The sequence below is a fragment of the Pasteurellaceae bacterium RH1A genome, assembly GCA_012221805.1.
GTDB lineage: Bacteria > Pseudomonadota > Gammaproteobacteria > Enterobacterales > Pasteurellaceae > RH1A.
The window spans coordinates 1,215,894-1,242,270 of record CP015195.1 but is presented as its reverse complement, the minus strand read 5'-3'; the positions used below and the strand labels follow the sequence as shown (position 1 = coordinate 1,242,270).

The window sequence follows — 26,377 nt, the reverse complement described above, 5'->3', positions numbered from 1 at the left end:
TTTGCTAGACCTAGCAAAAACTAATCACAAACAATCATTAGTCGTTTATTCCCTTAAAACCTTACAAAATAAACAACCCCACAATTACCTCTTTAGGGGTAAATTTTGTATTTTTGATGAAAAATTAATCTTTGAAATATGATTATTTTTAGCACTTACAACGGCTAAATCCTCAACAAAAATCAGCGATTTTTTTGAGGGAGGTTATTTTATATTAGCTTTGTACACAATGTAAACGAAAATATTGATTTTTTGTTGAGCGCTCGGAGTTATTTTTTTTTTTTTTTTTTTTTTTTGCTTATAAATCAATAAGTTATAATCACTTCAAATGGAGGTGAATTCTTTTGTAAATTAACAACTTACGTTGTCTTTACGTTCAACGCAAAACATCATTACATTTCATCTTGTTAGCCAAATGTAAACGATTGCCTAAAAAATTGTTGAAAGGTTGGGGGTGATTTAGTGCTTCAATAAGCAAAGAAAATGGCTTTTAAAGAGGGAATTTGTAAATTTTTGATGGGAAGTGACCGCTTGTGGGGGCAAAGGCTGGCGCCAACGGGGGGCCTAGCGCGGCAGAGCCGTGCTAGGTTACGCATAAGTCAGCCCCTTTGGGGCTATGAAATGAGGAGCAGCAAAGCTGCTCAAGATGCTTAACCCAGTAAGGCTTTGCCGTGCTGGGGGGTAAAACAAATCTAATATATGAAAAAAGCCACTATCAAGCGGCTTAAAAATGGTGGGAATTTGCAAGTTTTTGAGGGGGAGTGACCGCTTGTGGGATGCTTAACGCAAATGCAAGCCTCGGCGAATATGGCGCATGAGCAGGAAGATCCAGGGCCAAAGCACACCACTGATGACTGCACCGGCCAATTCTTGGCTGTTAAATTCTGCACTGTGTAAAATAAATTCCACCAAGAAAATGCCACAGCGAATGAGGACAATAAAGCCCATGACCAAGAGGCTTTGTAGCCAAAGAGAGAGGTTGCGTAGAATCAGGTGGTATTTGGCCACAAAATAAATGGCAAAGGACAAGACAAGGGCATGAATACCCAAGATAGAGCCTAAGATCAAATCCCAAACAATGCCTGCGGCAAAGGCTGTGCCAACGTTAATTTTATTGGGTAAAGCCAGTGTCCAATACAGCAGCACCAGGACTATCCAGGTTGGACGCAGGCCTTTGATAGCGCCAGCGTCCTCGCTGGTGCTGATAAGGTTTGATATAAGACACCAGCCTGGAGGCTGGCGCCAGCGGGGAGAGTGATCGCTTGTGCCAATACCTAATTCACTAAACGATTTTTAGCCGTGTCATAGGCTGCTTCTCGCTCTCGTTTGCCAATGGCCAGAACAAAAACAAGCACAACATCATTTTTCACTTGGTAAATTAAGCGATAACCAAGTTTACGCAATTTGATTTTATAGCAGTTTGGATAACCGCTAAGTTTGTTGGCAGGAATTTCAGGATTTTTAAGGACTTCATCCAGTTTCTTTTTAAATTGATCCCGAACCGTTTGATCCAACTTCCGCCACTCTTTCATGGCTCGAGGGTCAAATTCTAATTCATAGTTCATCAAGCGTTACTCTAATACCTGGTTGTGGATTAGCAAGACGATAGCGGACGGTTTGAAGTAACTCGTCCTCTTCCTCCGTTATAACGGTCTGCTTGATGGGCAGATTTCGATTATCAGTAATGTACTGAAAATAAAGGCGGATTGCTTCGCTTGGGCTAATGTTAAGATCGGCCAATACGGCATAGGTTTCTTGTTTGAGCTTGTCGTCTAAACGAACATTTAAGGTTGCCATGTAATACTCCTTATTGGGTTAATGGTAGATATTGTAATGCTGTTTGTAATGCAAGTAAAGGTAAAGATAAAGAAGGAAAAGGAAATCATCAAGCGGCCTAAAAATGGTAGGAATTTGCAAATTTCTCACTGATTTTAACCGCTTGGGTAGGGTGCGTTTTAAGGCGCCGTTTGAACCTAGGAGGTATTAAGCAGCCAAAATCTTATCGGCCGCAATTTTAGATAAAAAGCTGCTACGGTTCTTATATTCTTTATGGACGGCAACAAATTCATCAATACGTTTGATAAGGTAGCCAGGCATGGTGATGTTAATGCGTTCAGCCTTGCCCAGTAAATGAGTGATGTCCACATCGACCACCGAAAAGACAGTATCCGCATAATCAGGGTTATCTTGATGGCTCTCTATGCTGGTTGGTTTTGGTACTTCTTCGCCATCACGCACCAAGAGTTCTAGGTGGCTGGTAATGGCCTCCTTGGTGTTGGCAAAGGCTTCTTCTAGCGTATTGCCAGCGGAAAAACAGCCTGAAATATCAGGCACAGCCACAACATAACCATCTGAAACTTTTTGAAAAGCGATTGGATATAACATAAGGCTCCTTAAAGGGGTTTATAGCCCCGCTTGTTTTCGAATAAGTTTTTCTAAAAATCCAAGTTCTTCTCTTGGATAGGGAACGGTAACTTTCCCCTTTTTGGTTGGGTGTTCAAAGTGGTGATGGCTTCCGCTCACGCTATCAAGATACCAACCGTCTTGTTTGAGCAGTTTTATCATTTTTTTGCTATTCATTCTTACTGCTCTCCTTATTTTTAGATGTGTATTATGAGTATAAACCAAACTTGCTGCAAGAATTTTCTCTCAAGCATTTTCACGCTTTGAGCCAATAAAACAAGTTTAGCCATCAATTTTTACGATCCAGATCGAAAAAATCATTTTTTGTGCTTGTGAACAGAAAAATTTTTGCTTCATGCCATGTATGCGAAGATAAAGAGAGAAAAACAACCATCAAGCGGCCTAAAAATGGTAGGAATTTGCAAATTTTAATAGGGAAGAGCCGCTTGTCTTCCGTTTTTTGGCCTATTTTTATTCTCCCTAATTTGTGCTACTATTGGCTCAATTTTTCTCTCTTAATCAATCCAAATGGCAAGCAAATCTAAATACCAAGACCAACAACTTGACGCCCTTTTAAACGACCTCATCATTGTGCTGGAAAAGCACAAGGCACCTGCGGATCTCTCCCTTATGGCCCTGGGCAATGTGGTCAGTAATATTTTGCAAAACAGCATCCGCAGCCCTGAACAACGTGAAGTCTTGGCCGAGGCCTTTGCTGATGCCCTGAAAAACTCCTTAAAGTCTATTCACTAACCTATGCTAAACCAAGTTCGCCAGCTGCTCCCTGAAAACTCTCGTCAATACCGAGAAGAAACCTCGCAACGTATTGCCTGGGGGCATTGGTTTGCGCTTTTTAACATTGTGCTGGCGCTCTTGATTGCCTCCCGCTATGCCTTTGAGGCCGACTGGCCCAACACCCTTTTGGGCAAGCTCTACTTTTTCGTTAGCCTCTTTGGCCATTTCAGCTTTGTGATTTTTGCGGTTTACCTGCTCCTGCTCTTCCCGCTCAGCTTTGTGATTAAGCATAACCGAGCCTTTCGAGCCATTTCTGTGGTGGTGGCCAGTGCGGGGCTAACGGTGCTCTTGGTGGATACTGAGGTCTTTAAGCGTTTTTACCTCCATCTTTCCCCCTTAGTTTGGGACTTGTTGGTCAATCCTGATGAAGGGGAATTGGCCCGCCATTGGCAGCTGCTCTTTGTGCCCATGCCCTTGATTTTGCTGGCCCAAATGCTCTACTCCCGCTGGTGTTGGAACAAGTTACGCAGCTTCAGCCGCCAAAAATGGGGCAAGTATGTGGCCCTCTTTTTCCTGGCCTGCTTTACCCTGACCCACCTGGTTTACGCCTGGGCCGATATGACGGTTTACCGCCCCATTACCGCCCAAAAGGCCAACTACCCACTTTCCTACCCTATGACGGCTCGCAGCTTTTTAGAAAAGCACGGCTTTGTGGACAAGCAAGATCTGGCCCAACGGGCGGAAGAACAGGGCCGGGCCGACACCTTTTTCTTAAATTACCCGAAAAATAATCTTGTCTTTGGCCCGCTTGAACAGCCCATTAACCTGGTTATTATCAACCTGTCTGAACTCAACAATCAGGACATTGCCCCTGAAACCATGCCCACACTTTGGCAGATCAGTCAGCAATCCCAACGCTTTATGCAGCACTACAGCGGCGGCGACAGCAAGGCGGCCAGCCTGGTTAGCCTTTTTTACAGCCTCAGCGGCCGTTATACTGATGCTATCTTAAACGAACAAACTCCCTCTCCGTTGATCCAGGCTCTGCAAGCCGCCCATTACGAGTTGGGGCTCTTCTCTCACAATGGCTTTGCCGAGCCGATTTATGGGCGCTCCCTCTTTAAAGACTTCAAGCTGCCACAAGCCAAAGACAATGCAGAGGCCATTGGCCAATGGCAGGCCTGGCTGGAAAAAGCCGCCAATCAGCCGCATTTTAGCTACTTGGATTTGGCCAGTGAAAACAAGGCCAGCCTAGATCAAGCCCTCCAAACTATTTGGACGCGCCTTGAGGGCAAGGGTCTTTTACATAAGAGCCTCATCCTTATCACCGCAGAAAAAGCAGGCAAGGACTTAAACTCAAACAGCTTTGCCCAAGACCAAATTGAAGTACCTTTCTTGGCCTACTGGCAGGGGCAACCCAACCGCTATAACTCCCTGTCTAGCCAGTTGGATATTATGCCCACTCTCTTGAAACAGTTCTTTAAGGTGCAAAACCCTGTCAGCGACTTTGCCCAAGGGATTGACTTAACCCAAGAAAATCACCGCCGTTGGATCTTGGCCTCAAATTATCAGTGGAATGTGGCTATTTTGCCGACTGGGGAACAGTACCAAATCGACCGCAAGGGCCATTTGGACTACTATGATAGCGAAGGGAACAAACAAAAAGCCAGCCGCCCACCACTGGCCATGTTCTTGCAGCTCTTACAGCAGAGCAATCAGTTTGTTGAGAAGTAAATATGCCTATTTCTTCCTATATGCCCCCAAAAACAGGCATATAGGACAAAATAGTTGGTAAAAAGTGGCTTAAAGCCTTATAGTACAAGGCTTTAAGCCCTCTTTTTGAAATATGCACAAAAAACTGTCCTTTCTGCCAACATTCCCCGATCCAGAAGTATGGCAAACAAAATAATGTACAGCGTTACAAATGTCTTAGCTGTAATAAAACATTTACCTTTAAGAATAAATTAGATCCTGAAAAAATTTGGCTTGATTATTCATCTGGAAAACAAACACAAGTACAGTTAGCAGAAAAATATTCTTGCTCTTCTCGAACTATTCGAAGATATTTAGAGAAGCACCCTAAATCCTCCTTAAATAAACCTCAAAATACATACTTGAACTTAATTATTGATACAACATTCTTTCACCGAGATTTTGGTGTAATGGTGTTTATTGATAGCTCTACAAAAAAGGTGGTTTATCACCAAATAGTCAAAACAGAAAAAGATATCTATTACAAGAAGGCCATGAACCGTTTAAGGGAAAGAAATTATATTATTCAATCAGTTACCTGTGATGGGCGTAGAGGCCTCTTAAAAGATTTGTTCAATACACCAACACAGATGTGTCAGTTTCATCTTGTAGCAATCGTAATGAGGGCATTGAGAAAGAAACATCAATCACATGCAGGAAGAGAATTAAAAAGTATTATTAAGACGCTTAAAACCAGCTCTAAAAATGAATTTTATTTAAAAATATATGAATGGAAGAGAAAACACCAGGAGTTTTTAAGTGAACGGTCAGATAAACCAAATGAAAAAGGGAAATACCCTTATAAACATCGAAGTGTAAGAAGTGCTGCTGCGAGTATTAAGCGTTATTATGAATATATTTTTACTTATGAGAAATATCCTGAATTAAATATTGAAAAGACAACAAATAGGATTGAAGGTTTATTTAAGGAACTAAAAGACAAATTACGTCCGCACAGCGGTTTAACAAGAAAGCATAAGATCTTGTTTATACAGGACTTTTTGAACAAAAAGAGTTGGTAAGGATCTGTTAAAATAATCTTTACCAACTTTTTTGTCCTATAGAGGCATAAAGTGCAAAAAGACCAACTATTTTGTCCTATATGCCTATTTTTATGCCGAAAAGAAAGACGGTAAGATTTTTCTTACCGCCTTTTGTGCTTAATGCAACCTACAAAAGCGATGGCGCTGCGGCCAGTAGGGTTCGGGTGTATTCATCTTTTGGATTGGTAAATACCTCGTGGGCTGGGCCGCTTTCGATGATTTTACCGCCGTTCATGACCACAATTCGATCTGAAACTTGGTGAACGGTTTGTAGGTCGTGGGAGATGAAAACCATGGCTAAGTTTAGCTCTTTTTTCAAGTCGGCCAAGAGGTTAAGTACCTGGGCCCGTACCGATACGTCAAGGGCGGAAGTTGGTTCATCTGCCACAATCAGTTTCGGGTTGAGCGCCAGCGCACGCGCAATCGCCACACGCTGTTTTTGACCACCTGATAAACGAGTAGGTTCAACAAGGGCGGCTGAGCGTGGCAACCCCACGCGAGAGAGTAGCTCATAAACGCGTTTTTCTCGCTCATGTGGTTCCAGTATGTTGTGAATATCCATCGGGTCTTTGAGAATATCTAGCACACGCATACGTGGGTTAAGGGCTGTCGCGGGGTCTTGGAAAATGACCGACACTTGGCGGCCGAACTGACGGCGGGCTTCGGTGCTGCCGTATTTCATCTGCAAGCCGTTGAATTTAACAATACCTGATGTTGGTTTTTGTAGGCCGATAATCACGTTGGCCATGGTGGATTTACCACAACCAGACTGGCCTACGATCCCAACTGTTTCCCCTGCGTGAATTTGCAGGTTTACCCCACCGACTGCGGTGAATTTTTTGGGGTTAAAGAGCGTGCCTTCACGAGAACGGAACTGCACCACAATGTCTTCCAATTCAATGATTGGCTGTTCTTTGATTACTTTAATACTGCTCATCTTAGTTCTCCAAGTGTGATGCCCAAACGTGTTTAGGGTGATCGCCGACTGGCACAAGTTTCAAGCGTTTATCAGGGTTGGCATCTGGTCTGAGCGAGCGGCTGGCGAAGCGGTCGCCTTTAGCAAAGTCAAACGGAGATGGCACACTGCCTGGAATTTGGTAGAGACGCTCTGCCCGGGCTTCGGTTGAAAGCACGGAGCCAAGTAAGCCACGGGTATATTCGTGGGTTGGGTTCTCTAAGAGTGGCGAGGTTGGCGCTGCTTCCACCACTTGGCCGGCATACATAACGGTGATGTGGTGGGCAATTTGGGCAACCAAGGCCAAATCGTGGCTCACAAAGACCATGGCAAAACCGAGTTTTTCCCGCAATTCGTTGAGCAACTTGATGACTTCTGCCTGAACGGTTACGTCTAGTGCCGTCGTTGGTTCATCAGCAATCAAAAGTTTTGGTTCACGAGCCAGGGCCATGGCGATGAGAACACGCTGACGTTGGCCACCTGAAAGTTCATGCGGATAGCGGTTGAGGGTTTTCTCTGGATCGAGTTTTACCCATTGGAGCAAGGTCTCAGCACTTTGCTTACCACCACGGCTAATAAGCTGGGCCATTTGATCCTTGATCCGCATAGATGGATTAAGGGCACTCAAGGCATCTTGATAGATCATGGAGATTTCATGGCCACGTAAGGCATTAAGCTCGTTGGATTCCAAGAGATTATGCTGTTTGCCAGAGCGGTCGGTGAAGAGGATTTCACCCGTAATCTTGGCCGTTTTCGGTAACAGGCCCATGATGGAGAAGGCAGTAATGGATTTACCACAACCAGACTCACCCACCAAGCCCATGGTTTCGCCCTCGTGAACAGTGAAGCTAATATCATCCACTAATGGGGTTTCGCCATAGCGATTTGGGAAACGGATGGAAAGGTTTTTGACCTGTAAAATCGGTTTGGCATCTGGGTTGAGTTTCATACGGTCGGTGCGTTTGCTTTCGACTTCTTGCAATTGAGCCAAGTAGCGTTTGAGCGCTAAGCCTTCAGCCATCGCTTCTTGCACGTCAGTTGAAAGCGGTTTGGCCACATCGTTGGCTTTTTGTTTCGGGCTGGCTTTGAGTTTTGGATTAACTAAAGCATCGGTTAAGCCTTCAGACAAGATATTCAGTGAAAGCACGGTTAAAAGGATGGCTAAACCAGCAAAGGTTGTTGCCCACCAGAAACCACTTAAGACGATGTTACGGCCTTCAGAGAGCACGTTCCCCCAAGAAGGCTGTGGCAATTGTACACCTGCGCCTAAGAAGGAGAGAGAGGCTTCAAGTACGATCGCATCAGCCACCATCACGGTTGCAAATACCAGCACAGGCGCTGCGGTATTGCGCACCACGTGTTTAAGCAGAATGTAGGTACGGCTACCACCAATTACGCGTTCAGCACGCACATAATCTTCTTCCCATTGAGATACGACGTTAGCACGTACGACACGAGCAAGCTGTGGTGTGTAAACAATAGCAATGGCAAGGATGATGATTGGCACGGCGTTACCTAAAGTAGCAAGTAATACAGCAGCTAAGGCGATACCCGGGAAGGCCATCAAAATATCCATCAAACGCATGATGACTTCGTTGCCGAATTTGTCCGCAGTGGCTGCGGTTGCACCCAAGATACTGCCCAGCACAATGGCAAGGCCAACTGCACCCAGGCCGATAAAGAGTGAGGTTTGTGCCCCGTAAACAATACGAGAGAAAATATCACGCCCTAAGCGGTCAGTTCCGAACCAATAATCTGCACTTGGCGCTTGAACTGGACGGAGGGTTTGCAGTGGATCGTAAGGCGAAACCAGTGGTGCAAAAATTGCCATCAATGCCACAAGGACGATAAATGCGAGAGCCAATTTAGAGGCGGTTGATAATGCTTTGAATCTTGCCCCGCCTGAAGCAAGTCTATCAGCTAATCCTTGGCGAAACATTATAGACTCCGAATTTTTGGATTGATGAGGAGGTAAAGAATATCTACGATGATATTCACCAATACAAAGGTAAAGGCGATAGTGAGCACCACACCTTGTACGAGGTGTAAGTCGTGGTTGACGATACCGTTAAAAATGAGTTTACCCATGCCCGGCAAGTCAAAGATCTGTTCGATAACCACGGCACCACCCAGCAAGTAGCCCACACGTAAACCAAGCACGGTAACAGGGGTAATGAGGGCATTACGCAAGACGTTGTGGCGGATAACGGTTGAATAAGGCACGCCGTTACCAATGGCAGTACGCACATAGTCCTTGTCCATTTCTTCCACCATGGTGGTACGCACCACACGGATTAAAGAAGCACAAACTGGCACCGCTAAGGCCAGGGATGGCAGGATCATAGAACGGGCATATTCCACAGGGTTTTCACTAAATGGCACAAAGCCCCCTGATGGCAACCAATCTAGCTCAAGGGAGAAATATTGAATTAAAAGAATACCCAGCCAGAAAGATGGTGTTGCCACCGCAGCCACTGAGAGTAAGCGAATAACTTGGTCAATCCAACGGTCACGATGAAGGGCGGCAAGGATACCCAAGGAAAAAGAAACAATAGCCGCAAAAAACACCCCGATAAAGGTTAATTGAAGGGTGAGGGGGAAGGATTTTGCGATAAGGGAAGTAATAGGTTGTTCTGGCGGTGTGGTCACCCCAAAATCAAGGACAAGCACGTTACCAATAAAGCGGAAGTATTGCACCAGTACAGGGTCATTCAAGCCGTGTTGTTGGCGATAAAGCTCTTTGGCAGCTTCACTGGCACTTTCACCCAAGGCAACCGAGGCTGGATCACCGGGGGTAAATTGTAAAATGATAAAAACCAATGCGCTCACGCCCAGCATCATAAGAGGTAATGCCATTAAGCGCCGCATCAGTAAACGAAGTACGATTTCCATTTTTTTCTCCGACCTAAATAAAGCAAGTGGATAGGATTTTGGTATGCAAGCGGGTCAAAATTGAAGATTTTTTGCAAATTTTTGAGAAGATTGCACCGCTTGTAAGGTACTCCCCTCTTTAGAAAAGAGGGGAAGGGGGAGATTTGACAGAAGCGATATGAAGCTCATAAAAGAAGAGCCTGAGATAATTTCTTATCAGCCTGCTAAACAATTTTATTAACTCCGTTTTCACGCTTTAAAATCTCCCCTAGCCCCTCTTTGTCAAAGAGGGGAACTGAAATTCCCTCTATACGAGGGAATTTCATTAGAGCCTACTTACGAGAAACCCCTAAGAAGGACATACCCGTTGTTGGTAACGGTTGGAAGCCTTCGAGTTGTTTATTGTTCCATGCAGTTGGAAGTTTGCGGTGAACAATTGGGTAAAGGGCAGCTTCTTCAGCAATGATGTTGATGGCTTTACCCCAAATCTCACGGGCTTCAGCAGGTGTTTTGGCAGCAACGGCAGCATCAAGTAATTTTTGGACTTCTGCATATTCAGCCGTATCAGACCAGCGGAAGCGGTTTTTCGGCCATACATCACCACGGTACCACCAGCTTAAGAGAAGGTCTAAGTCGTTACCGAATACAGATGGGTCACCTGGGGCAAGAAGCACATCAAAGTTACCCGCATCCACACCATCATTGTATGGTGATTGGGAAGCAATGTTGCTCACTTTCACGCCTGGGATCTTGTTCCAGTCTTCCAAAATCACCTGTACAGAGTCCACAACCCATTTGTGGGCGGTTGAACGTGTGGTGAATTCGAGTTTGGTTACGCCAGCTTCTTTGAGTAAGGCTTCTGCTTTTTTCAAGTCGTAATCAAATTGCGTGGTCGCTTTCACATAGTCTGGGTGGGTCTCTTGAACATAAGAGGTTGCCGCTTTCGCATTGCCTAGGAAGACGATGTCGATTAATTTTTGGGTATCAATCGCATAGTGGAGGGCTTGGCGAACACGTTTATCGTTAAACGGTGCTTTTTGGCAGTTAAACATTAAGAAGATCAGGCCGAAGGATTGGACAGATTCCACATCACCTTTACGTTTTAAGCGATCAGCATCTAAGTAAGGGACGTTTTCCATGGCTTGGGTACGGCCAGACTCTTGGGCAGCTACACGGGCAGCATCGTCAGAGAGTAAGAACCAGGTCATTTTCTCAACGGTGGCTGGGTATGGGCCGTTATAGGCTGGGTTGGCTTCAAAGACGATACGGTCATCTTTCACCGCTGACACGAATTTATATGGGCCAGTACCGACTGGGTTGGCATCAAAGTGGGCTTGGCCTTTTTCTTCAATTAAGGCTTTTGGCACGATTTTGATGATGGTTAAACGCTCTTTAAAGAGGCCAAATGGATATTTAAGTTTAAACTCAACCACTTTATCATCAACGGCTTTCACGCTTTGGATAAATGGAATAAATTGAGCAAAGAGTGATTTGGTGTTCGGGTCTAACACACGTTCAAAAGAGAAAACCACGTCTTCGGTGGTTACAGGTGCACCGTGGTGGAAGACCGCACCATCACGTAAGGTAATACGATAGGTCACATCATCAACCATTTCAGGCTCTTTGGCAGCAAGGGCCAGGTAAGGCTGACGTGTTGCAGGGTGTAAATCCACCAAGCCTTCAAAGAAGTGTAGGTCGGCCGCCATGGCTGAAGCCCCGGTAGAGCTCATTGGGTCGAAACCTGTTGATAGCGGGTAGGCAATACCTGCTTCAATGGTGCTACCCTTGGCTGGAGCAGCTAAGGCATTTGGTGAAAAGGAGCCTAAAGTACCTGTGAAGGCCAAGCCTGCACCAACGCCTGCTAACAATTTCATAAAGCCACGACGGGATTGATTAAGTTCAAAATGTTGAGTCATAAACCACCTCTAGTTTGGTTAAGAGCGTTTAAGAAAATGATTGAAATCAGGAAAACTGCATCTGCACAATCACGATCAGGATTAATCCTAAAAATGAAGTGAATTAATCAAATCTAGAATTAAATTTGGATTAAAGACATCATAACACTAAGAAAGCCTGTGTCAATCAAGCAAGGAGATGAGTTTCTAGAATTGTGATCTACATCACGTTAAGCGGGGAATTTTTCAGAGAAATCGGCAATTTGCCCCCAAATGAGCAGGCCATTTGGGCTGGAAGTATGGTAACATTTGCCCCATTACGTTCCAAGCTAAGAATAATATGAATAACGAAAAAATCATCAGTGCAGCAGTGCAATTTTTCACCATCAGCGACGACGAAGCTGGCCAACGGCTCGACAACTTCCTGCTAGCCAAGCTCAAGGGCGTGCCCAAGAGCCTTATCTACCGTATTGTACGTAAGGGCGAGGTGCGAGTAAACAAGGGGCGGATCAAGCCTGAATACAAGCTCCAAGCCGATGATGTCGTGCGGGTCCCGCCTGTGCGGGTGGCCGAAAAAAATGAAGCCCCCATTTCCACCAAGCTCAATAAGGTGGCCGAGCTAGAAAGCCAGATTCTTTATGAAGATGAGGTTTTACTGGTTATCAACAAACCTTCTGGCATTGCAGTTCACGGTGGTAGCGGCTTGAGTTTTGGGGTTATTGAAGCCCTACGAGCTTTACGCCCCCAGGCTCGCTTTTTAGAGCTGGTTCACCGTATTGACCGAGATACCTCAGGCATTCTCTTGGTGGCTAAAAAACGCTCTGCCCTACGCAGCCTGCATGAACAACTGCGGGAAAAGGTGGTACAAAAAGACTACCTGGCCCTGGTACGAGGCCAATGGCAGGCCCATTGCAAGGTGATCAAGGCCCCGCTTAATAAGAACGAACTGGCCAGCGGAGAGCGGATTGTACGGGTTAGCGAAGAAGGCAAACCGTCTGAAACCCGCTTTGCCATTGAAGAACGCTATGCCCAGGCCACCTTGGTTAAGGCCTCCCCCATTACCGGCCGCACCCACCAAATTCGGGTTCACACCCAATTTGCCGGCCACCCCATCGCCCTTGACGACAAGTATGGCGACAAGGCCTTTGATGAGAAAATGCAGACCCTGGGCCTCAAGCGCCTCTTCCTCCACGCCCATGCCATCCGTTTTATCCACCCCAAAACGGAAGAGGAAATGCGGATTACCGCCCCTTTGGATAAACAGCTGAAGGCGGTTTTGGCTAAGTTAAGAAGTGAGCAGTAAGGAAAAATGCTAGCGCCAGCCTCCAGGCTGGTGCTTATAATTTGGGCACCAGCCTGGAGGCTGGCGCCATCTGTGACTACTTGGCTAATACGCCCCCAAGGCCTGATTAACCACCCGATCCCGAGCAACTTGATGATGGGAAGCCACTATCAAGCCCAGATTACGCACCACCTGCACTGGCAGAAATTCGCAAGAAAAGAGGGAAATCAGCCCGCTTGTTATCCCGATGATCCGGGCCTGATCGGCCTGACGAGCCTGAGAGTAAGCTTGCAGGAGCTGGTAAGCTCCCAAATCCTGCCCCTTCAAATAGGCCTGGCCTAGCAGGGCGGCCAGTTCATAGAGATCCCTTAAACCCAAATTAAAGCCCTGGCCTGCCACAGGGTGGAGGAGCTGGGCGGCATTGCCCACAATGGCCAGGCGGTGGTGGATGTGGCTGGCAGCCCTTTGGGAGCTGAGCGGATAGACAAAGCGTTGGCTGACCTGTTCAAACTTGCCCAACTGCCAGCCAAAGGCTTCTTGCAAACGAGCTAGGAAGGTTTCATCAGAACAAGCGGTCAATTCCTCTGGATTTTTTACACACCAGACCAGGGACATCTGTTTATCCCTAAGGGGAAGGAGGGCCAGAGGGCCTTGGCTGGTAAAGCGTTCAAAGGCCTGGCCCTGGTGCACCTGGCTGATGGCTACATTGGCAATGATGGCCGACTGCTCATAGTCCTTGAGTTGGAGGGTTTCCACCCCGCAGGCCTGAGCGATTTTGGACTGAATGCCATCCGCTGCTACCAGGAGCTGGCAGGCGAGTTCTTGGCCACTTGCCAGCTTAATCTGACATTGTTCTTGGCTGCGGTGAATGTCTGCCACCGTATCGGGGCAAAAAAGTTTGATGTTAGTGTCTTGCTTGATCAGGCTACTCAAGTCCCGCCCCAGATCAGCCAGGGGCACAACTACACCCAACTGGGCCAGGCCCTGCTCTTGGGCAGACAGGTTGGTCTTGCCAAAATGGCCTAAATCAGAGACCTGGATCTGCTTGATGGGCGTACCCAGTCTTTGAATAAGCAGCCCCAAATTCTCCCCTACAAGCGGTTGGATTTGGGCAAATTTTTGCAAAGATCCCTGGGCCAAAGCAATAGAGCGGGCATCAAAGCCGCCCTGCTCTTCATAGTTAGGGGCAGATTTCTCAACGATGGCAATCCGCATCCCATGCTGGCTAAAACTACTCAAGGCCAAGGCCAGCACTGAACCGGTTACCGCCCCGCCAACAATCACCACATCAAACTCTTGCATTATTTCACCTCAATGAGTGCTTTATTTGCATCCGCATCCAGCAATCGGCCAACTGGGAAAAGCGGCACGCTCTGGGCTTTTGCAAGTTTTTGTACTTTTTCGACCGCTTGCGGCTTAACCGCAATTAAGAGGCCGCCTGAGGTTTGCGGATCGCACAAGATGGCCTTTTGTTCATCGGTTAAAGGCGAAATCAAGTGGCCGTAGCTGTCAAAGTTCCGCCCTGTTCCGCCTGGTACGGCCCCTTGGGCGATATAGTCTTTGACCCCGTCTAGGGTATGGATTTGGCTGAAATCCACCTCTGCCCGCAGGTTAGAGCCTTGGCAGATTTCGCTTAAATGCCCCAACAACCCAAAGCCTGTTACATCAGTCATTGCGGTAACTTCGTCCACCTTGGCAAACTCCGCCCCGATCAGGTTCATCTGGCACATCACATCCCGGGCCAGGTTCTTATGCTCATCTCTAAGCTTGCCCTGTTTTTCCGCTGTGGTCAGGACACCAATGCCCAGCGGCTTGGTTAGGAATAATTCACAACCAGCCTGGGCTGAAGCATTTTTCTTGACCTGCTCGGTTGAAATAATCCCTGTTACCGCCAGGCCGAAAATCGGTTCTGGGCTGTCAATGGAATGGCCGCCTGCCAAAGCGATCCCTGCCTGCTGGCAGGCGAAACGGCCGCCCTCAACAATTTGCTGGGCCACTTGGGCAGGTAATTTGTTAATCGGGAAACCTAGAATGGCAATGGCCATAATGGGCTTGCCGCCCATGGCGAAAATATCGCTGATGGCGTTGGTGGCAGCAATCCGACCGAAGTCGAAGGGGTCATCGACAATAGGCATAAAGAAGTCGGTGGTACTGACAATGCCCACCCCATTACCGATGTCATAAACCGCCGCATCGTCCTTGGTTTCATTGCCCACCAGGAGGTGGGGGTCGATAAATTTGGCCTGTTCGCTATGCAAAATCTGCTCTAGCACCTTAGGGGAAATCTTGCAGCCGCAGCCCGCCCCGTGGCTGTATTGGGTGAGTCGAATAGGATTTGTCATTGTCTACCTCTTATCTTATTTAACCTAAATAAAGATGAAGGTGGGCCAGGCCCACCCTATTAAAATTAAAGCATAAGGCTTTAGGCTTTATTCAGCAAGAATATACCTTTTTCCTTGAGTTTAATATAGTAATCTTTTTGCTCGCTATCATAATCAGTTGGATTAAGGTTTACCATCACCTCCCTGCCCTGCCAAAGCACAATAATCTCCCAATAAGCCCCCATATAAACGGCCTGCTTGATCTCACAATGTTGATTTGGCTGGCCTTCTGCATGCAGTTCTACCGCTTCTGGGCGGACACCCACCAAACAAGCACCATTTGGCACATTAAAACGCTGGGCATCTTTGAGAGTAAAGGTGTAATCGCCGATTTGGATCTGATCATCCTGACGGACAGCCTCTAAAATGGTCGATTCCCCCATAAAATTGGCCAAGAACAGGGAATTAGGCTGTAAATACAGCATTTTAGCCGTGTCTTTTTGCTTAATTACCCCCTTATCCATCACGATAACCTCATCAGACACCGCAAAGGCTTCCGATTGATCGTGGGTGACGTAGAGGGAGGTAATATTTAAACGCTGCTGTAACTCCCGAATCTTTTCCCGCATGGCACGGCGCAAGTTCGCATCAAGGTTACTGAGTGGCTCATCAAATAAGAGCACCTTGGGTTTTAAAATTAGGGCTCTGGCAAGGGCCACACGCTGCTGCTGGCCACCTGAAATTTGATCCACAAAGCGATCTTCAAAGCCTGCTAAGTCCACCAACTCAAGGGCTTCTTTAACACGCTGCAAACGTTCTGCTTTAGGCACGCCTTGCATTTTCAAACCATAGCCTACATTATCGCCAATCGACATATGTGGAAAGAGGGCATAAGATTGAAAAACAATGCAAATATCCCGCTGCTGAATAGCACTATGGGTAACCTCTTCCCCATCAATAAAAATCTGCCCCGAGGTCGGGTTTTCTAGGCCTGCAACCAATCTCAATACCGTGGTTTTCCCACAGCCTGAAGGGCCTAAAAGGGTCACCATGGTGCCTTTTTTGATAGACAGGTTAAGGTTATCAATCACGGTTGCCTTACCAAATGATTTGGTCACATTTTTTAATACTAAAAAGTCTGTTTGTTCCATTTAGACGAGAAATGCGGCTAATTTTAGAGATATTATTTTACTCATAAAAAGGGCCTGTCCTCTTTGAGACAGGCCCTAAATCTTAATCCTCGCCCCAAACCTCACGAGCGATTTCTTCAACGTGTCTAACCTTGGCCCATTGCTGTGCTTCGGTCATCACGTTGCCTTCCTCGGTGGAGGCGAAGCCACATTGTGGACTGAGGCAAAGTTGCTCAAGTGGTACATATTTGGCAGCCTCTTGAATACGGGCCTTGATGGCTTCCTTGTCTTCCAATTCTGGGAACTTGGAGCTGATGAGGCCTAGCACTACTCTACCTTTGTTGTTGGCGAAGTGCTTAAGCGGCTCGAAACCACCTGAACGCTCATCATCGTATTCTAAGAAGTAGCCGTCATAGTTGGTTTGACCAAAGAGGCCGTCTGCCACTGGATCGTAAGCCCCTGTTAGGAGGTAGGAGGACTTGTAGTTGCCTCGGCAAACGTGGGTGGTGATGATCATATCCGCTGGCTTGTCAGCAAGAATGGCTTGAATGTTGGCCACGGCCTGAGCCTTGTCGGCTTCAAAAGTCGGTTGCTGGAAGTTGTTACAGAGCGAGCCCCAATAGACATCATCAATTTGCAGATAGCGACAGCCGGCTTCATAGAAGGCCTTGATGGCTTGCTTGTAGGCCTCTTGCACGTCTTTGGCAAATTCTTCACGAGTCGCATAAATGCCGTGATCCCATTGGACTGGGTACATAAGTTGGTTAGGGCTTGGGATGGTGAATTTAGCCACGGCCCGGCCGTTTACAATCTTATTGAATTTTTTGAAGTGTTCAATGAAGGGGTGATTAGGGTTCCAAGACACCTTGCCACAGCAGCGGGTGTTATATGGGCGGACTTCTACACCCTTGAAGGCATAGGCCTTTTCTGGCACATAGCCTTCAATCCCATTGAGGTTTTCAAGGAAGTCGATATGCCACCAAGAGCGGTGGTATTCGCCATCTGTCACCACTTGAATGCCGGCATCTAACTGGGCTTGTACCAGCTTTTCAACTTCGGCTTCAACAATTTCATCACGAACTTCGAGGGAAATTTTGCCCGCTTTGTAGTCTGCATGGGCTTGTTTCCAAGCATCGCTTCTTAAGTAAGATCCCACAGTGTCTGCGTGGAAGGGTAGGTTTTTAGACATGAATGCTCCTATTTTTTATTGTTTATTCTGTATATTTCCCTCCACCCGCTTGCGGGGGAGGGGTCACGAAGTGACGGAGGGGGATTAGCCCCCTCAGCCTTCGGCAGCTCCCCCGCAAGCAGGGGGAGCGAAAAGTTACACCCCATACTTCTCTCTATACTCCCGCATCTTCGGCAAAAATGGGGCGTATTGTTCCGATTGTTCGATAAATTGCACTAAATCATCAAAATCAATAATAGAAAAGACCTGGCAGCCGTAGTCTCGCTCAACTTCTTGAATGGCGGATAAGTCCCCCTTGCCCTTTTCCTTGCGATTAAGGGCAATCATCACGCCAGTTAGCTGGGCTTGGTTGGCCTTAATTAGCTCCATAGACTCCCGAATGGCGGTGCCGGCGGTAATCACATCGTCCACCAAGAGGATCTTGCCCTTGAGTGGGCTGCCGATCAGGTTTCCGCCCTCACCATGATCCTTGGCTTCCTTACGGTTAAAGCAACAAGGTTTGTCCACATCGAATTGGTTGGCAAGCGCCACGGCAACGGTTGTTGCAATAGGAATCCCCTTATAGGCTGGGCCGAAAAGGACATCATAGTCTAGCTTGGCAGCCTGAATGGCCTGGGCATAGTACTCGCCCAATTTGGCCAAATCTCGGCCGGTGTTAAAGAGGCCGGCGTTAAAGAAATAGGGGCTAATGCGGCCAGATTTGAGGGTAAATTCGCCAAACTTCAACACATTACGGCTGAGGGCAAATTCGATAAAGGCGTGTTTGTAGGTTTGCATTGTTTTTCCTTTTTTGTGAATTTTTAGAAATTTTGAACCACTTGCAGGTCTTACTCAGGCGTAATCCACTCCACCGTCCAAGAACCTGTCCCCTCTGGCACAAGCACATCCACCAAATAAGGCAGTACCTTTTTCATCTGGCTTTCTAGCTGCCAAGGAGGGTTAATCACAATCATGCCGCTGGCAGTCATACCACGTTGGTCGGAATCGGGGCGGACGGCTAGTTCGATTTGGAGGATTTTGCGGATGCCGGTTTCCTGCAAGCCTCGAACAATTCGTTTGCTATGCTGGCGTAGCACCACCGGATACCAAATGGCATAAACGCCTGTGGCAAAGCGTTTGTAGCCCTCTTGGATGGCCTTGACCACCAATTCATAATCTTCTTTGAGTTCATAAGGCGGGTCAATCAGCACCAGGCCCCGTTTTTCCTTGGGTGGCAGGGCGGCTTTGAGTTGTTGGTAGCCATTTTCACGTTTGGTTACCACATTAGGGGTTTTGCTAAATTCTTGGCGTAATAAAGGATAATCGCTGGGGTGGAGTTCGGTTAATAGGGCTCGGTCTTGCTCCCGCAGTTGTTGCACGGCAAGCAGGGGGGAGCCTGCGTAGTAACGCAATTTGCCTCGGTTGATTTTTTTGATTTCCTTGAGATAGAGGGCCACTTCTTCGGGCAGATCGTCACGTTCCCAAAGGCGGGCGATGCCTTCGATGTACTCGCTGGTTTTCTCCGCCTCAAAACTGTGCAGGCTGTAACGCCCCACACCTGAATGGGTGTCGAGGTAGAAAAAGCCCTTATCTTTTTGTTTGAGGGAGGTCAAGATCAGGGTTAAGACCAGGTGTTTAAGAACATCGGCGTGGTTGCCTGCGTGAAAACTGTGACGATAACTAAGCATTGGATTTCTCTTTGAGCTAAAATAGCCACATTCTACCGCAAACCATCAAGGAAATGGAATGAAAAACGAATTTGAGATTGAAAATGGCTGGTTGAAGGCCTGCAAGCGGGTCCTTTCCCCGCATTTTTCGCAAAGGCCAGATAAGCAAGATATTTCGCTGCTGGTCATTCACTATATCAGCCTGCCACCCGAGGAATTTGGGGGCGATTTTATTGATGATTTTTTCCAGGGCAAGCTGGATCCAAGTGCCCACCCTTATTTTGAGGAAATAAAGGACTTGCGGGTCTCCGCCCACTGCTTGATTAAACGCTGTGGCCAAGTCACCCAATACGTCAATTTTGAAGACATGGCCTGGCATGCTGGCCTTTCCTGCTTTGAAGGAAGAGAAAAATGCAATGAATTTTCCATCGGCATTGAGTTGGAAGGTTCTAACAATCAATGCTTTACCGAAGAACAGTATCAGGCCCTAGCCAGTTTAACCCGAGCAATCATGCAGGCCTATCCGCAAATCACCTTGGAAAGAATTGCCGGTCATAATGAAATTGCCCCAGAACGCAAGATCGACCCAGGGCAGTATTTTGAGTGGGATTATTATCGGGGTTTAATTTAAGCCCTCTCTACCCCAAAAGAAATCACCTCCTCAATATTCTCCACACCCATGGCCACCATCAACAAGCGATCAAGCCCCAAGGCCACGCCTGAACAGTTGGGAATGCCAGCTTTTAAGGCAGCTAGGAAACGGTGGTCAATGTCCTGAGGCGGTAGGCCCATGGCTTCTCGTTGGTAGTTGTCTTGGTTGAAGCGGCGCATTTGTTCCTGCGGGTCGCTTAATTCGTGGAAGCCGTTGGCCAGCTCTAGACCCTTGTAGTAGAACTCAAAACGCTCGGCCACTCGGTGATCTTCTGAACTAATTTGAGCCAGGGCTGCCTGGGTGGAGGGGAAATGATAAACGGCTGTTGGCCTGTCCTGGCCGATTTTAGGTTCCACCACTTGGTTAAAGAGGAATTGCAAGAGGGTATCCCGCTCTTCATCATCTTCACATTGCAGGCCCTCTTGACGGGCTTTTTCAACCAATTGGGCCTTGCTGGCCGAAAGTGGGTCTAATCCTACATAGGTTTGGAAAACAAATTGATAGGAGTAAGACTCGGCTGGTTCACAGTCTAAAATTTCTTGCAGGAGATCGTCCACCTCGTTAATCAGGCGATACATATCAAAATGCGGCCGATACCACTCTAACATGGTAAATTCAGGATTGTGGCGTCTGCCCGATTCTTCGTTACGAAAAACCTTACAGATCTGAAAAATGGCCCCGCTGTTGGCCGCCAGCAAACGCTTCATGTGGTATTCAGGGCTGGTCATCAGGTGCAGGGTTTTGGCCTCATTTTCAAAGGGCGAAAGGAATTGGGTGTTGAAAGTTGAAAGATGCACATCTGTTACCGAAAATTCACTCAAGACTGGCGTTTCCACTTCCAGCAAGCCTCGGTCGGTAAAGAACTGGCGGATATTGGCCAAGATTTTGGCCCGTTTGATTAGGTTGGCAATGGGGGCAGAGGGTTTCCAGTCTGGGCTGTCGATTTGCAAATTATTCATGTATTTAGACCGCTTGTTCAAAAAAGAAGGCTGTCGATTTTCATCAACAGCCCTATATTCTCATGCAACTTAGTTAGCTGCTTTTAATCTTTGGTAGTATTGCTCGTAAAGCTCAATCGCATCACCTACATCGTCCTGCCATTGGCTGTTTTGGAGCACTTCAGCAGTTGGGTAGATGGCTGGATCTTCGGTGATCTCTTTCGGTAACAACTCAAGCGCCTTCATATTTGAAGTCGGGTAGCCGATTTCAAGCGTCAATTTTTCAGACACTGGGGCACTTAAGAGGTAATTGATGAGCTTATGCGCACCGTCTGGGTTTTTAGCGTTGGCTGGAATGGCCAAGGTGTCCACCCATAATACCGGGCCTTCTTTCGGGAAGACCATATCAATGGCCGCACCTTCTTTCTTGGCAATACGCACAGAGCCGTTCCATAATTGGCCCACATCGGTTTCACCTGAAATGAAGGAGTTTGCTGGGTTATCAGAGTTGAAGGAAAGCACGTTTGGACGTAATTTCAATAACTCTTCATAAGCTGCTTTAATTACCGCAGGATCTTTAGTGTTTGGATCTTGGCCTAATTTAAGTAAGGCGATGTTAAACACTTCACGGGCATCGTCTAAGAGTTGCACCTTACCCTTGAACTCAGGCTTCCATAAGTCACCCCAAGCAGTGAAATCTTCGCCCTTGTAGGTATCTTTGTTAAAGGCAATCCCCGGCGCACCCAATAATTGTGGCAGAGAATATTTATTGCCCTTGTCGTAAGGTTTGGATAACCAGTCTTGGTTAAGGTCTGCAATCACAGGTAATTTGCTGTGATCGAGTTCTTTTAACATGCCTTCACGCGCCATTTTTGACACAAAGTAGTTACTTGGGGCAATCACATCGTAACCGCCGTCTTTACCTTGTAGCTTGAGTTTAGCGTACATGGTTTCGTTAGATTCAAGGCTTGAAACTTCTACTTTAATACCCGTTTGTTTAGTGAATTCATCTAACAAGCCTTCAGGTACATATTCAGTCCAAGTATAAAGATGAACCGTGTCCTCTTTTGCGTTTGCCACATTTGCAGCCACTAACATTGCCACACCTGTTAAAGCAACAGCCCATTTTTTCATTTAGTTTCTCCTAAAAGAAAGTGATTAAAAAGAAGTTTTCGACCAAGGTCGAAGTGTCAAAAGACATCGGCATTCTAAGTTACCCCCTAGATTTTGCAAGGATTTTATCTAATTTTTAATGAAATTTTTGCCATTTTGGGCTATTCTTTGCCTAATGTTCTTGAGAGTTAGCCTGATTTTGCAATTACCACTGCCCATTCATCAAATTGAAGATGAAACCTTCGACAATTTTTATGCAGAAAACAGCCTGGTGCTGTTGAATTCGCTGCGTCAAAATTTTGCCGAGGTTCAGCAACCCTTCTTCTATATTTGGGGCAATAAAAGCAGCGGCAAGAGCCACCTGCTCAAGGCGGTCAGCAACCATTTTCTCCTGCAAAACCGCCAGTCTAGCTACATTCCCTTGCAAAAATCCCGCTATTTTTCCCCGCTTGTACTAGACAATGCCGATCAATTAGATGTGGTCTGCCTAGATGATATTCAGGCCGTGGCCGGCAATGAAGAATGGGAGCTTGCCATCTTCAACCTCTTCAACCAAATTCGGGAGCAGCAAAACCTCTTCCACACGGGCAAAAAAACCCTCCTGCTCATTAGCAGCGACTGCCCGCCTCATAAGCTGGCGGTCAAACTGCCCGACCTACGCTCCCGCCTAAGCTGGGGTGAGGTTTACCTCTTGGGCGAGCTAAAAGAGGAACAAATGCGGATTATCCTACAAGGCAATGCCAAAAATCGGGGGCTGGAGCTGTCTGATGAAGTGGCCAACTTCTTGCTTAAACGCTTTCCGCCCGATCTGCACATTCTCTCTCAAAAACTGGATAAACTGGACAGGGCTTCCTTGCAGGCACAACGCAAGCTGACCGTTCCCTTTGTTAAAGAAATTTTAGGGCTATAAATGAACCAACTTTCCTTAGTCAATCTGGCCTGCGAACGGGGCGAAAACCGTTTATTTGAAGGCTGCAACTTTACCCTACAAACCGGCGATTGGGTCCAAATTGAAGGCCATAATGGCATCGGCAAAACCAGCCTGCTCCGCATTTTAGCTGGCCTAGCCCAACCTGCTGAAGGACAGGTGGAATGGAATGGCAAAGCCATCAGCAAACAGCGTGATAATTACTACGATCAACTTTTCTACCTAGGCCATCAGGCTGGCGTCAAACCCGAACTCACTCCCTGGGAAAACCTGCGCTTCTACCAAAAAATCCAAGGCCTGCCCTTGAGCGATGATGATTTGTGGAATGCCCTAGAAAAAGTCTCCCTCATCGGGCGGGAAGATCTGCCCTGCTCCCACCTCTCCGCTGGCCAACAACGCCGTGTGGCCCTAGCCAAATTATGGCTAACCAAGGCAACCTTATGGATTTTAGACGAACCCTTTACCGCCATTGATAAGGCTGGCGTGGCCAAGCTGATTAGCCATATTGAAGCTCACTGCCAAGCAGGCGGCATGGTGATTTTCACCAGCCACCAGGCAGCGGAAAGTGAGAAAGTTAAAAGTTTGTCTTTGGATCAGTTTAAGATCTCCTAAAAGGATCGCTCAAAACTCACATAAAACCGCTTGCGATCATAGCCATAGAGATCTGGCAAATTAGAATTCACACGGCGGTAGCTGTAAGTCAGTTTTGGTGTAATCCCCCAAAAATGCAGATTTCTGTGCCAGAGAGTTAGGCTGACATCTAATTCTCTGTCCTGACGCAAGCGGTTGAAGAGGGCGTGTTTTTGGTCAAACTTCCGCTTGCCGTAGCTGACCTGCATACGGCTGGAGATCCCCCACCACCATTCCTGGCTCCAGCCCAGCCGACCGCTGTAACGCTTGGAGGCCAGCCTCCGATCTTGGGTTAAATCCCGCAGGAAATCCACCCCACCATAGAGATAAGATTTAGCATTAAAGGCATGCAAGAGTGTGGCAGAAACCAACCCGTTTGTGCCATTCAGAGCGGTATTTCCCGCCCGATATTTGAGCTGCCCCACTTCGCCCGCCAAGGAAACTTGCCAGCGGGGACTTAGCCAATGTTCAGCTTCTACCCGTAAGCCGTAACCACGGTTATAACGGTGGTTGCCATACCAACGCATTTCATAAAAGGGCAAGAGGGCCAGGCGGCTTTGGGCATTTTGGAACTGATAGCCCAGGCTGGTACGGTTTTGCTGGTCGTCAAAGGCGTGATTGTCCCAGTAGGATTTGCCGCTGAACTGATTTTCAACATGTAAATAATGCGAACCTAAGAGATTGAAACTTCGGGCTAAATTAAAATGATAGCTCAAGCCATTAGCCTTTTGGGGCAGGGACTCGGAGTTCTTTTCAAAGGGCACATTGCCCAGGTAAATGTAGCGGGCCTTAGAGGCATTATTGACATTATTTTCCCGCACATAGGTCAGGCCGAAATTAAAGTGCCAACTGCTACGGGCAATCAGGGCAGCCAAATATTGATCTACCCTATTTGCAATTTCTGGCGGCAGTGGCTCCGCTTGTAGCTTACGAAACTGATCCAGCGCCGCTTCATTTTGCTGATCGGCAAAGAGAAACTGGGCCAAACGCAGGCGGACGGGCTGAAAATTGGGGTATTGAGCAATAATGCCACGGTAGAGCCTAATGGCCTGGTCCAACTCCCCTTGCTGGCTCAAAATAATGCCCTTGGCATAGTCAATTAAGACCTTATCAGGCTGGGGTGTTTGCTCATAAATCCGCAGTAATTCAGGCAACAGCTCAAATTGCTGGCTGTCGATGGCTCGGTTAATCATCTGGCGGGTTAGCTCAGGGTTAGCCCTTAGTTCTTCGCTCAAGGTCAGTTTTTCAGACTTTGCAAGATTTGGGGAAATTTGCACCGCTTGCGGGCTGGGCAGCGTTGGCTCAGCAGGTTTAATATCCAATTTAGGCAAGGCCAAGGCGGTGGCTGGGAATAGGAGAAGTAAAAGGTGTTTTTTCATAGGTTTTATGTAAAGTGGAAAAGGACACCTTGCAGTGTCCTTTGAAAGTCTGTTTAAATAGGGCTAATCACGTTTACCACCGAAGGTTACACCACCTCCGACACCATCAACCGATCCAACTACTTCTTCCGCATTAGGCCCTGCAAAAAGCCCCACATAAGAACCTACACGCTCACCACCGCTTTTTCTTTTTGTTTTAGCTACACCTGTAAAACCGTAATGCGGAATAGTAAAGCCATAGACTGATACAGATGGTGTAATCCCCGCTTTTTCTAAGACAATATCATGCCGGCCATTTTGACGGTTTGTTATGCGGCCTTCTACTGTATTATTGGCAAAGTCTGCGGTTAAACTAAAATCGGATGTCGTCACAACACCTTGCTGATCATCACCAGGAGAGTTGTAATCTAATGATTTGCCTCTATAAGTTGCGATGATTTTATCTTGGATGGCCTTAGCTGAGGCATCAGGTGCAATCAATACAAAATCATTACCTGAATACCATGGGGCATTTTCACTTGTATCAATTGGTGCAAATTGAGTATAAGAAGAGTAGGCCTGATTAACGAAATAGAGATCACCCACTTTTTGCCCATTGTAGCGTGCCAAAAAAACTGCGAAACGCAAACATTAAAACTGCGAATGTTTTGCTAGATGCAATTTTCGCTGTTTTAATGGCAAGACAAAGCCCTTTAAATCCACTTTAAAGGGCTTTTAAATTACCTAAAACTTATACACCAAATTATCCTCATACTTGCCTGAATAACTAGCCGAGGCATTTACCACAATTCGCTCCGCTCCCTCAAAATTTTGCCAGCCCTCCCTCTTGCTCTCAACCATATAATGAATGAAGCGAATGAACTCACTTTTAGTCGAACTAAAGAACATATAAGGAGGCTTAGTCAAGTCAATCAATCGCAAGAAGTCGATTAAATCGAAGTAAGTCGCCTGCTTATAGCTCTCCTGTCTTGTGCAAAGATAAGGTGGGTCAAGCAATAGTAAGACCTTGTCTCTGTCGCTGAATCTAGGCAACAAAGTATGGAAGGACTCGCTTATAACCTCAATGCCATCAAGATAGCCCGTGGCCTCAGGGTAATCACTTTGGCGTACGCAGTGCCAAAAATCGTGGCTGAAGAGGTCGTCTAAGGTGGCCACTTGCTGGCCTGAAAACAAGAGCCAAGAAGCCAGACAGTTTAGATCTTTATAGCCCTTAAGCTCATTAATTTTACTAATGATTTCAGCCTTTAACTCCTTGCTCATTCGCTTATTTTTTTGTACTGTTCCATCAACAATTTTGAAGATTTCTTGGCGCAGTTTATTGGTGTCTTTGATGTGTTTTAACCGTTTGGCGTAGCCATCAAAGTCATTGTAAATCACTCGTGCCAAGGGCTTTTCACGTTTTGCGGTATGGGCAAGTAGTCCGCTTCCGCCAAATACATCAATAATCGTCCAGCCTTTGCCATCTCCTGTGATATTCTCATGTAAAACTTGTGTTACGTGCTTAAGAAACATCCG

The 26,377-nt window shown here is 46.8% G+C and carries 27 protein-coding genes; 7 read left to right on the top strand and 20 right to left on the bottom strand.

Features of this window, described 5'->3' with window-relative positions:
* Window positions 1-780 precede the first annotated feature (780 nt).
* The 5 genes from A4G20_05860 to A4G20_05840 all read right to left on the bottom strand — a co-directional run bounded on the left by A4G20_05860 (window position 781) and on the right by A4G20_05840 (window position 2,580).
* Entirely contained in the window at window positions 781-1,218 is a 438-nt protein-coding gene (locus A4G20_05860) for a rod shape-determining protein MreD (protein QIW15891.1), read from the bottom strand.
* A gap of 56 nt (window positions 1,219-1,274) precedes the next feature.
* Complete coding sequence (locus tag A4G20_05855) at window positions 1,275-1,565, bottom strand: addiction module toxin RelE (protein ID QIW15890.1); 291 nt, start codon at window positions 1,563-1,565, stop codon at window positions 1,275-1,277.
* Window positions 1,555-1,797 (bottom strand): bifunctional antitoxin/transcriptional repressor RelB, encoded by a 243-nt coding sequence (locus A4G20_05850; GenBank protein QIW15889.1) that lies wholly within the window; start codon window positions 1,795-1,797, stop codon window positions 1,555-1,557. Before A4G20_05850 ends, A4G20_05855 begins: the two co-directional genes overlap by 11 nt.
* Before the next feature lie 186 nt (window positions 1,798-1,983).
* Window positions 1,984-2,385 (bottom strand): hypothetical protein, encoded by a 402-nt coding sequence (locus A4G20_05845; GenBank protein ID QIW15888.1) that lies wholly within the window; start codon window positions 2,383-2,385, stop codon window positions 1,984-1,986.
* Between the two features lie 18 nt (window positions 2,386-2,403).
* Window positions 2,404-2,580: an addiction module toxin, HicA family gene (locus A4G20_05840; GenBank protein QIW15887.1), complete on the bottom strand. Its 177-nt coding sequence runs from the start codon at window positions 2,578-2,580 to the stop codon at window positions 2,404-2,406.
* 351 nt (window positions 2,581-2,931) lie between these two features.
* Between A4G20_05840 and A4G20_05835 the strand changes: the two genes are divergently transcribed.
* The 3 genes from A4G20_05835 (at window position 2,932) to A4G20_05825 (ending at window position 5,912) form a co-directional block, all read left to right on the top strand.
* On the top strand, window positions 2,932-3,156 hold the full coding sequence (locus A4G20_05835) for a hypothetical protein (GenBank protein QIW15886.1): 225 nt from the start codon (window positions 2,932-2,934) through the stop codon (window positions 3,154-3,156).
* A 3-nt stretch (window positions 3,157-3,159) separates the two neighbouring features.
* Window positions 3,160-4,872, top strand: coding sequence for a hypothetical protein (locus A4G20_05830; GenBank protein ID QIW15885.1), 1,713 nt, complete (start codon window positions 3,160-3,162; stop codon window positions 4,870-4,872).
* A gap of 428 nt (window positions 4,873-5,300) precedes the next feature.
* Window positions 5,301-5,912: a transposase gene (locus A4G20_05825; GenBank protein QIW15884.1), complete on the top strand. Its 612-nt coding sequence runs from the start codon at window positions 5,301-5,303 to the stop codon at window positions 5,910-5,912.
* Between the two features lie 148 nt (window positions 5,913-6,060).
* Here A4G20_05825 and A4G20_05820 read toward each other — a convergent pair whose 3' ends face one another.
* The 4 genes from A4G20_05820 to A4G20_05805 form a co-directional block, all read right to left on the bottom strand.
* Window positions 6,061-6,870 (bottom strand): ABC transporter, encoded by an 810-nt coding sequence (locus tag A4G20_05820; GenBank protein QIW15883.1) that lies wholly within the window; start codon window positions 6,868-6,870, stop codon window positions 6,061-6,063.
* 1 nt (window position 6,871) lies between these two features.
* Window positions 6,872-8,827 carry an ABC transporter gene (locus tag A4G20_05815; protein ID QIW15882.1) on the bottom strand — a complete coding sequence of 652 codons (1,956 nt, stop codon included), beginning with the start codon at window positions 8,825-8,827 and terminating at the stop codon, window positions 6,872-6,874.
* Window positions 8,827-9,780, bottom strand: coding sequence for an ABC transporter permease (locus tag A4G20_05810; GenBank protein ID QIW15881.1), 954 nt, complete (start codon window positions 9,778-9,780; stop codon window positions 8,827-8,829). The genes A4G20_05815 and A4G20_05810 overlap by 1 nt, the downstream gene beginning before the upstream one ends.
* 311 nt (window positions 9,781-10,091) lie before the next feature.
* Complete coding sequence (locus A4G20_05805) at window positions 10,092-11,675, bottom strand: peptide ABC transporter substrate-binding protein (protein QIW15880.1); 1,584 nt, start codon at window positions 11,673-11,675, stop codon at window positions 10,092-10,094.
* A 319-nt stretch (window positions 11,676-11,994) separates the two neighbouring features.
* On the opposite strand from A4G20_05805, the gene A4G20_05800 reads away from it, so the two are divergent.
* Window positions 11,995-12,957, top strand: coding sequence for a 23S rRNA pseudouridine(955/2504/2580) synthase (locus A4G20_05800; protein ID QIW15879.1), 963 nt, complete (start codon window positions 11,995-11,997; stop codon window positions 12,955-12,957).
* A gap of 84 nt (window positions 12,958-13,041) precedes the next feature.
* Here the strand turns inward: A4G20_05800 and A4G20_05795 are convergent, their stop codons facing one another.
* From A4G20_05795 to A4G20_05770, 6 genes are all read right to left on the bottom strand, one after another.
* A complete protein-coding gene (locus A4G20_05795; protein ID QIW15878.1) occupies window positions 13,042-14,238 on the bottom strand; it encodes a 2-octaprenyl-6-methoxyphenyl hydroxylase in 1,197 nt (398 codons plus the stop codon).
* Window positions 14,238-15,209: a selenide,water dikinase SelD gene (locus A4G20_05790; GenBank protein QIW16861.1), complete on the bottom strand. Its 972-nt coding sequence runs from the start codon at window positions 15,207-15,209 to the stop codon at window positions 14,238-14,240. Before A4G20_05790 ends, A4G20_05795 begins: the two co-directional genes overlap by 1 nt.
* A 149-nt stretch (window positions 15,210-15,358) precedes the next feature.
* Window positions 15,359-16,408, bottom strand: a complete 1,050-nt coding sequence (fbpC, locus tag A4G20_05785) for a ferric transporter ATP-binding subunit (protein QIW15877.1) — start codon at window positions 16,406-16,408, stop codon at window positions 15,359-15,361.
* Window positions 16,409-16,490: 82 nt separating this feature from the next.
* Window positions 16,491-17,576, bottom strand: a complete 1,086-nt coding sequence (locus A4G20_05780; protein ID QIW15876.1) for a 5-methyltetrahydropteroyltriglutamate--homocysteine methyltransferase — start codon at window positions 17,574-17,576, stop codon at window positions 16,491-16,493.
* A gap of 135 nt (window positions 17,577-17,711) precedes the next feature.
* Entirely contained in the window at window positions 17,712-18,353 is a 642-nt protein-coding gene (locus tag A4G20_05775; protein ID QIW15875.1) for an orotate phosphoribosyltransferase, read from the bottom strand.
* 50 nt (window positions 18,354-18,403) lie between these two features.
* A complete protein-coding gene (locus A4G20_05770; protein ID QIW15874.1) occupies window positions 18,404-19,243 on the bottom strand; it encodes an rRNA methyltransferase in 840 nt (279 codons plus the stop codon).
* Between the two features lie 58 nt (window positions 19,244-19,301).
* On the opposite strand from A4G20_05770, the gene A4G20_05765 reads away from it, so the two are divergent.
* Window positions 19,302-19,853, top strand: a complete 552-nt coding sequence (locus tag A4G20_05765; protein ID QIW15873.1) for an N-acetyl-anhydromuranmyl-L-alanine amidase — start codon at window positions 19,302-19,304, stop codon at window positions 19,851-19,853.
* Here the strand turns inward: A4G20_05765 and A4G20_05760 are convergent.
* Both A4G20_05760 and A4G20_05755 read right to left on the bottom strand, forming a co-directional pair.
* Window positions 19,850-20,833 (bottom strand): elongation factor P lysine(34) lysyltransferase, encoded by a 984-nt coding sequence (locus tag A4G20_05760; protein QIW15872.1) that lies wholly within the window; start codon window positions 20,831-20,833, stop codon window positions 19,850-19,852. The two genes, A4G20_05765 and A4G20_05760, sit on opposite strands and share 4 nt — an antisense overlap.
* A gap of 69 nt (window positions 20,834-20,902) precedes the next feature.
* Window positions 20,903-21,946: a spermidine/putrescine ABC transporter substrate-binding protein gene (locus A4G20_05755; GenBank protein ID QIW15871.1), complete on the bottom strand. Its 1,044-nt coding sequence runs from the start codon at window positions 21,944-21,946 to the stop codon at window positions 20,903-20,905.
* A 178-nt stretch (window positions 21,947-22,124) separates the two neighbouring features.
* On the opposite strand from A4G20_05755, the gene A4G20_05750 reads away from it, so the two are divergent.
* Both A4G20_05750 and A4G20_05745 read left to right on the top strand, forming a co-directional pair.
* Window positions 22,125-22,835, top strand: coding sequence for a DnaA regulatory inactivator Hda (locus A4G20_05750; GenBank protein QIW16860.1), 711 nt, complete (start codon window positions 22,125-22,127; stop codon window positions 22,833-22,835).
* On the top strand, window positions 22,836-23,465 hold the full coding sequence (locus A4G20_05745) for a heme ABC transporter ATP-binding protein CcmA (protein ID QIW15870.1): 630 nt from the start codon (window positions 22,836-22,838) through the stop codon (window positions 23,463-23,465). It abuts the gene before it with no gap.
* Here the strand turns inward: A4G20_05745 and A4G20_05740 are convergent.
* The 3 genes from A4G20_05740 to A4G20_05730 form a co-directional block, all read right to left on the bottom strand.
* Window positions 23,462-24,862: a hypothetical protein gene (locus tag A4G20_05740; GenBank protein ID QIW15869.1), complete on the bottom strand. Its 1,401-nt coding sequence runs from the start codon at window positions 24,860-24,862 to the stop codon at window positions 23,462-23,464. The two genes, A4G20_05745 and A4G20_05740, sit on opposite strands and share 4 nt — an antisense overlap.
* 63 nt (window positions 24,863-24,925) lie before the next feature.
* Window positions 24,926-25,489, bottom strand: a complete 564-nt coding sequence (locus tag A4G20_05735) for a hypothetical protein (protein QIW15868.1) — start codon at window positions 25,487-25,489, stop codon at window positions 24,926-24,928.
* A gap of 96 nt (window positions 25,490-25,585) precedes the next feature.
* Window positions 25,586-26,374, bottom strand: a complete 789-nt coding sequence (locus A4G20_05730; GenBank protein ID QIW15867.1) for a hypothetical protein — start codon at window positions 26,372-26,374, stop codon at window positions 25,586-25,588.
* Window positions 26,375-26,377 lie beyond the last annotated feature (3 nt).

Excerpts from the sequence above, each read along its gene's own strand:
- A4G20_05855 (QIW15890.1), bottom strand. The coding sequence starts at position 1,565 with ATGAACTATGAATTAGAATTTGACCCTCGAGCCATGAAAGAGTGGCGG.
- A4G20_05745 (QIW15870.1), top strand. The coding sequence starts at position 22,836 with ATGAACCAACTTTCCTTAGTCAATCTGGCCTGCGAACGGGGCGAAAAC.
- A4G20_05740 (QIW15869.1), bottom strand. The coding sequence starts at position 24,862 with ATGAAAAAACACCTTTTACTTCTCCTATTCCCAGCCACCGCCTTGGCC.
- A4G20_05800 (QIW15879.1), top strand. The coding sequence starts at position 11,995 with ATGAATAACGAAAAAATCATCAGTGCAGCAGTGCAATTTTTCACCATC.
- A4G20_05830 (QIW15885.1), top strand. The coding sequence starts at position 3,160 with ATGCTAAACCAAGTTCGCCAGCTGCTCCCTGAAAACTCTCGTCAATAC.
- A4G20_05820 (QIW15883.1), bottom strand. The coding sequence starts at position 6,870 with ATGAGCAGTATTAAAGTAATCAAAGAACAGCCAATCATTGAATTGGAA.
- A4G20_05850 (QIW15889.1), bottom strand. The coding sequence starts at position 1,797 with ATGGCAACCTTAAATGTTCGTTTAGACGACAAGCTCAAACAAGAAACC.
- A4G20_05780 (QIW15876.1), bottom strand. The coding sequence starts at position 17,576 with ATGTCTAAAAACCTACCCTTCCACGCAGACACTGTGGGATCTTACTTA.
- A4G20_05825 (QIW15884.1), top strand. The coding sequence starts at position 5,301 with ATGGTGTTTATTGATAGCTCTACAAAAAAGGTGGTTTATCACCAAATA.
- A4G20_05845 (QIW15888.1), bottom strand. The coding sequence starts at position 2,385 with ATGTTATATCCAATCGCTTTTCAAAAAGTTTCAGATGGTTATGTTGTG.
- A4G20_05810 (QIW15881.1), bottom strand. The coding sequence starts at position 9,780 with ATGGAAATCGTACTTCGTTTACTGATGCGGCGCTTAATGGCATTACCT.
- A4G20_05805 (QIW15880.1), bottom strand. The coding sequence starts at position 11,675 with ATGACTCAACATTTTGAACTTAATCAATCCCGTCGTGGCTTTATGAAA.
- A4G20_05775 (QIW15875.1), bottom strand. The coding sequence starts at position 18,353 with ATGCAAACCTACAAACACGCCTTTATCGAATTTGCCCTCAGCCGTAAT.
- A4G20_05765 (QIW15873.1), top strand. The coding sequence starts at position 19,302 with ATGAAAAACGAATTTGAGATTGAAAATGGCTGGTTGAAGGCCTGCAAG.
- A4G20_05755 (QIW15871.1), bottom strand. The coding sequence starts at position 21,946 with ATGAAAAAATGGGCTGTTGCTTTAACAGGTGTGGCAATGTTAGTGGCT.
- A4G20_05770 (QIW15874.1), bottom strand. The coding sequence starts at position 19,243 with ATGCTTAGTTATCGTCACAGTTTTCACGCAGGCAACCACGCCGATGTT.
- A4G20_05815 (QIW15882.1), bottom strand. The coding sequence starts at position 8,827 with ATGTTTCGCCAAGGATTAGCTGATAGACTTGCTTCAGGCGGGGCAAGA.
- A4G20_05730 (QIW15867.1), bottom strand. The coding sequence starts at position 26,374 with ATGTTTCTTAAGCACGTAACACAAGTTTTACATGAGAATATCACAGGA.
- A4G20_05795 (QIW15878.1), bottom strand. The coding sequence starts at position 14,238 with ATGCAAGAGTTTGATGTGGTGATTGTTGGCGGGGCGGTAACCGGTTCA.
- A4G20_05840 (QIW15887.1), bottom strand. The coding sequence starts at position 2,580 with ATGAATAGCAAAAAAATGATAAAACTGCTCAAACAAGACGGTTGGTAT.
- fbpC (QIW15877.1), bottom strand. The coding sequence starts at position 16,408 with ATGGAACAAACAGACTTTTTAGTATTAAAAAATGTGACCAAATCATTT.
- A4G20_05760 (QIW15872.1), bottom strand. The coding sequence starts at position 20,833 with ATGAATAATTTGCAAATCGACAGCCCAGACTGGAAACCCTCTGCCCCC.
- A4G20_05835 (QIW15886.1), top strand. The coding sequence starts at position 2,932 with ATGGCAAGCAAATCTAAATACCAAGACCAACAACTTGACGCCCTTTTA.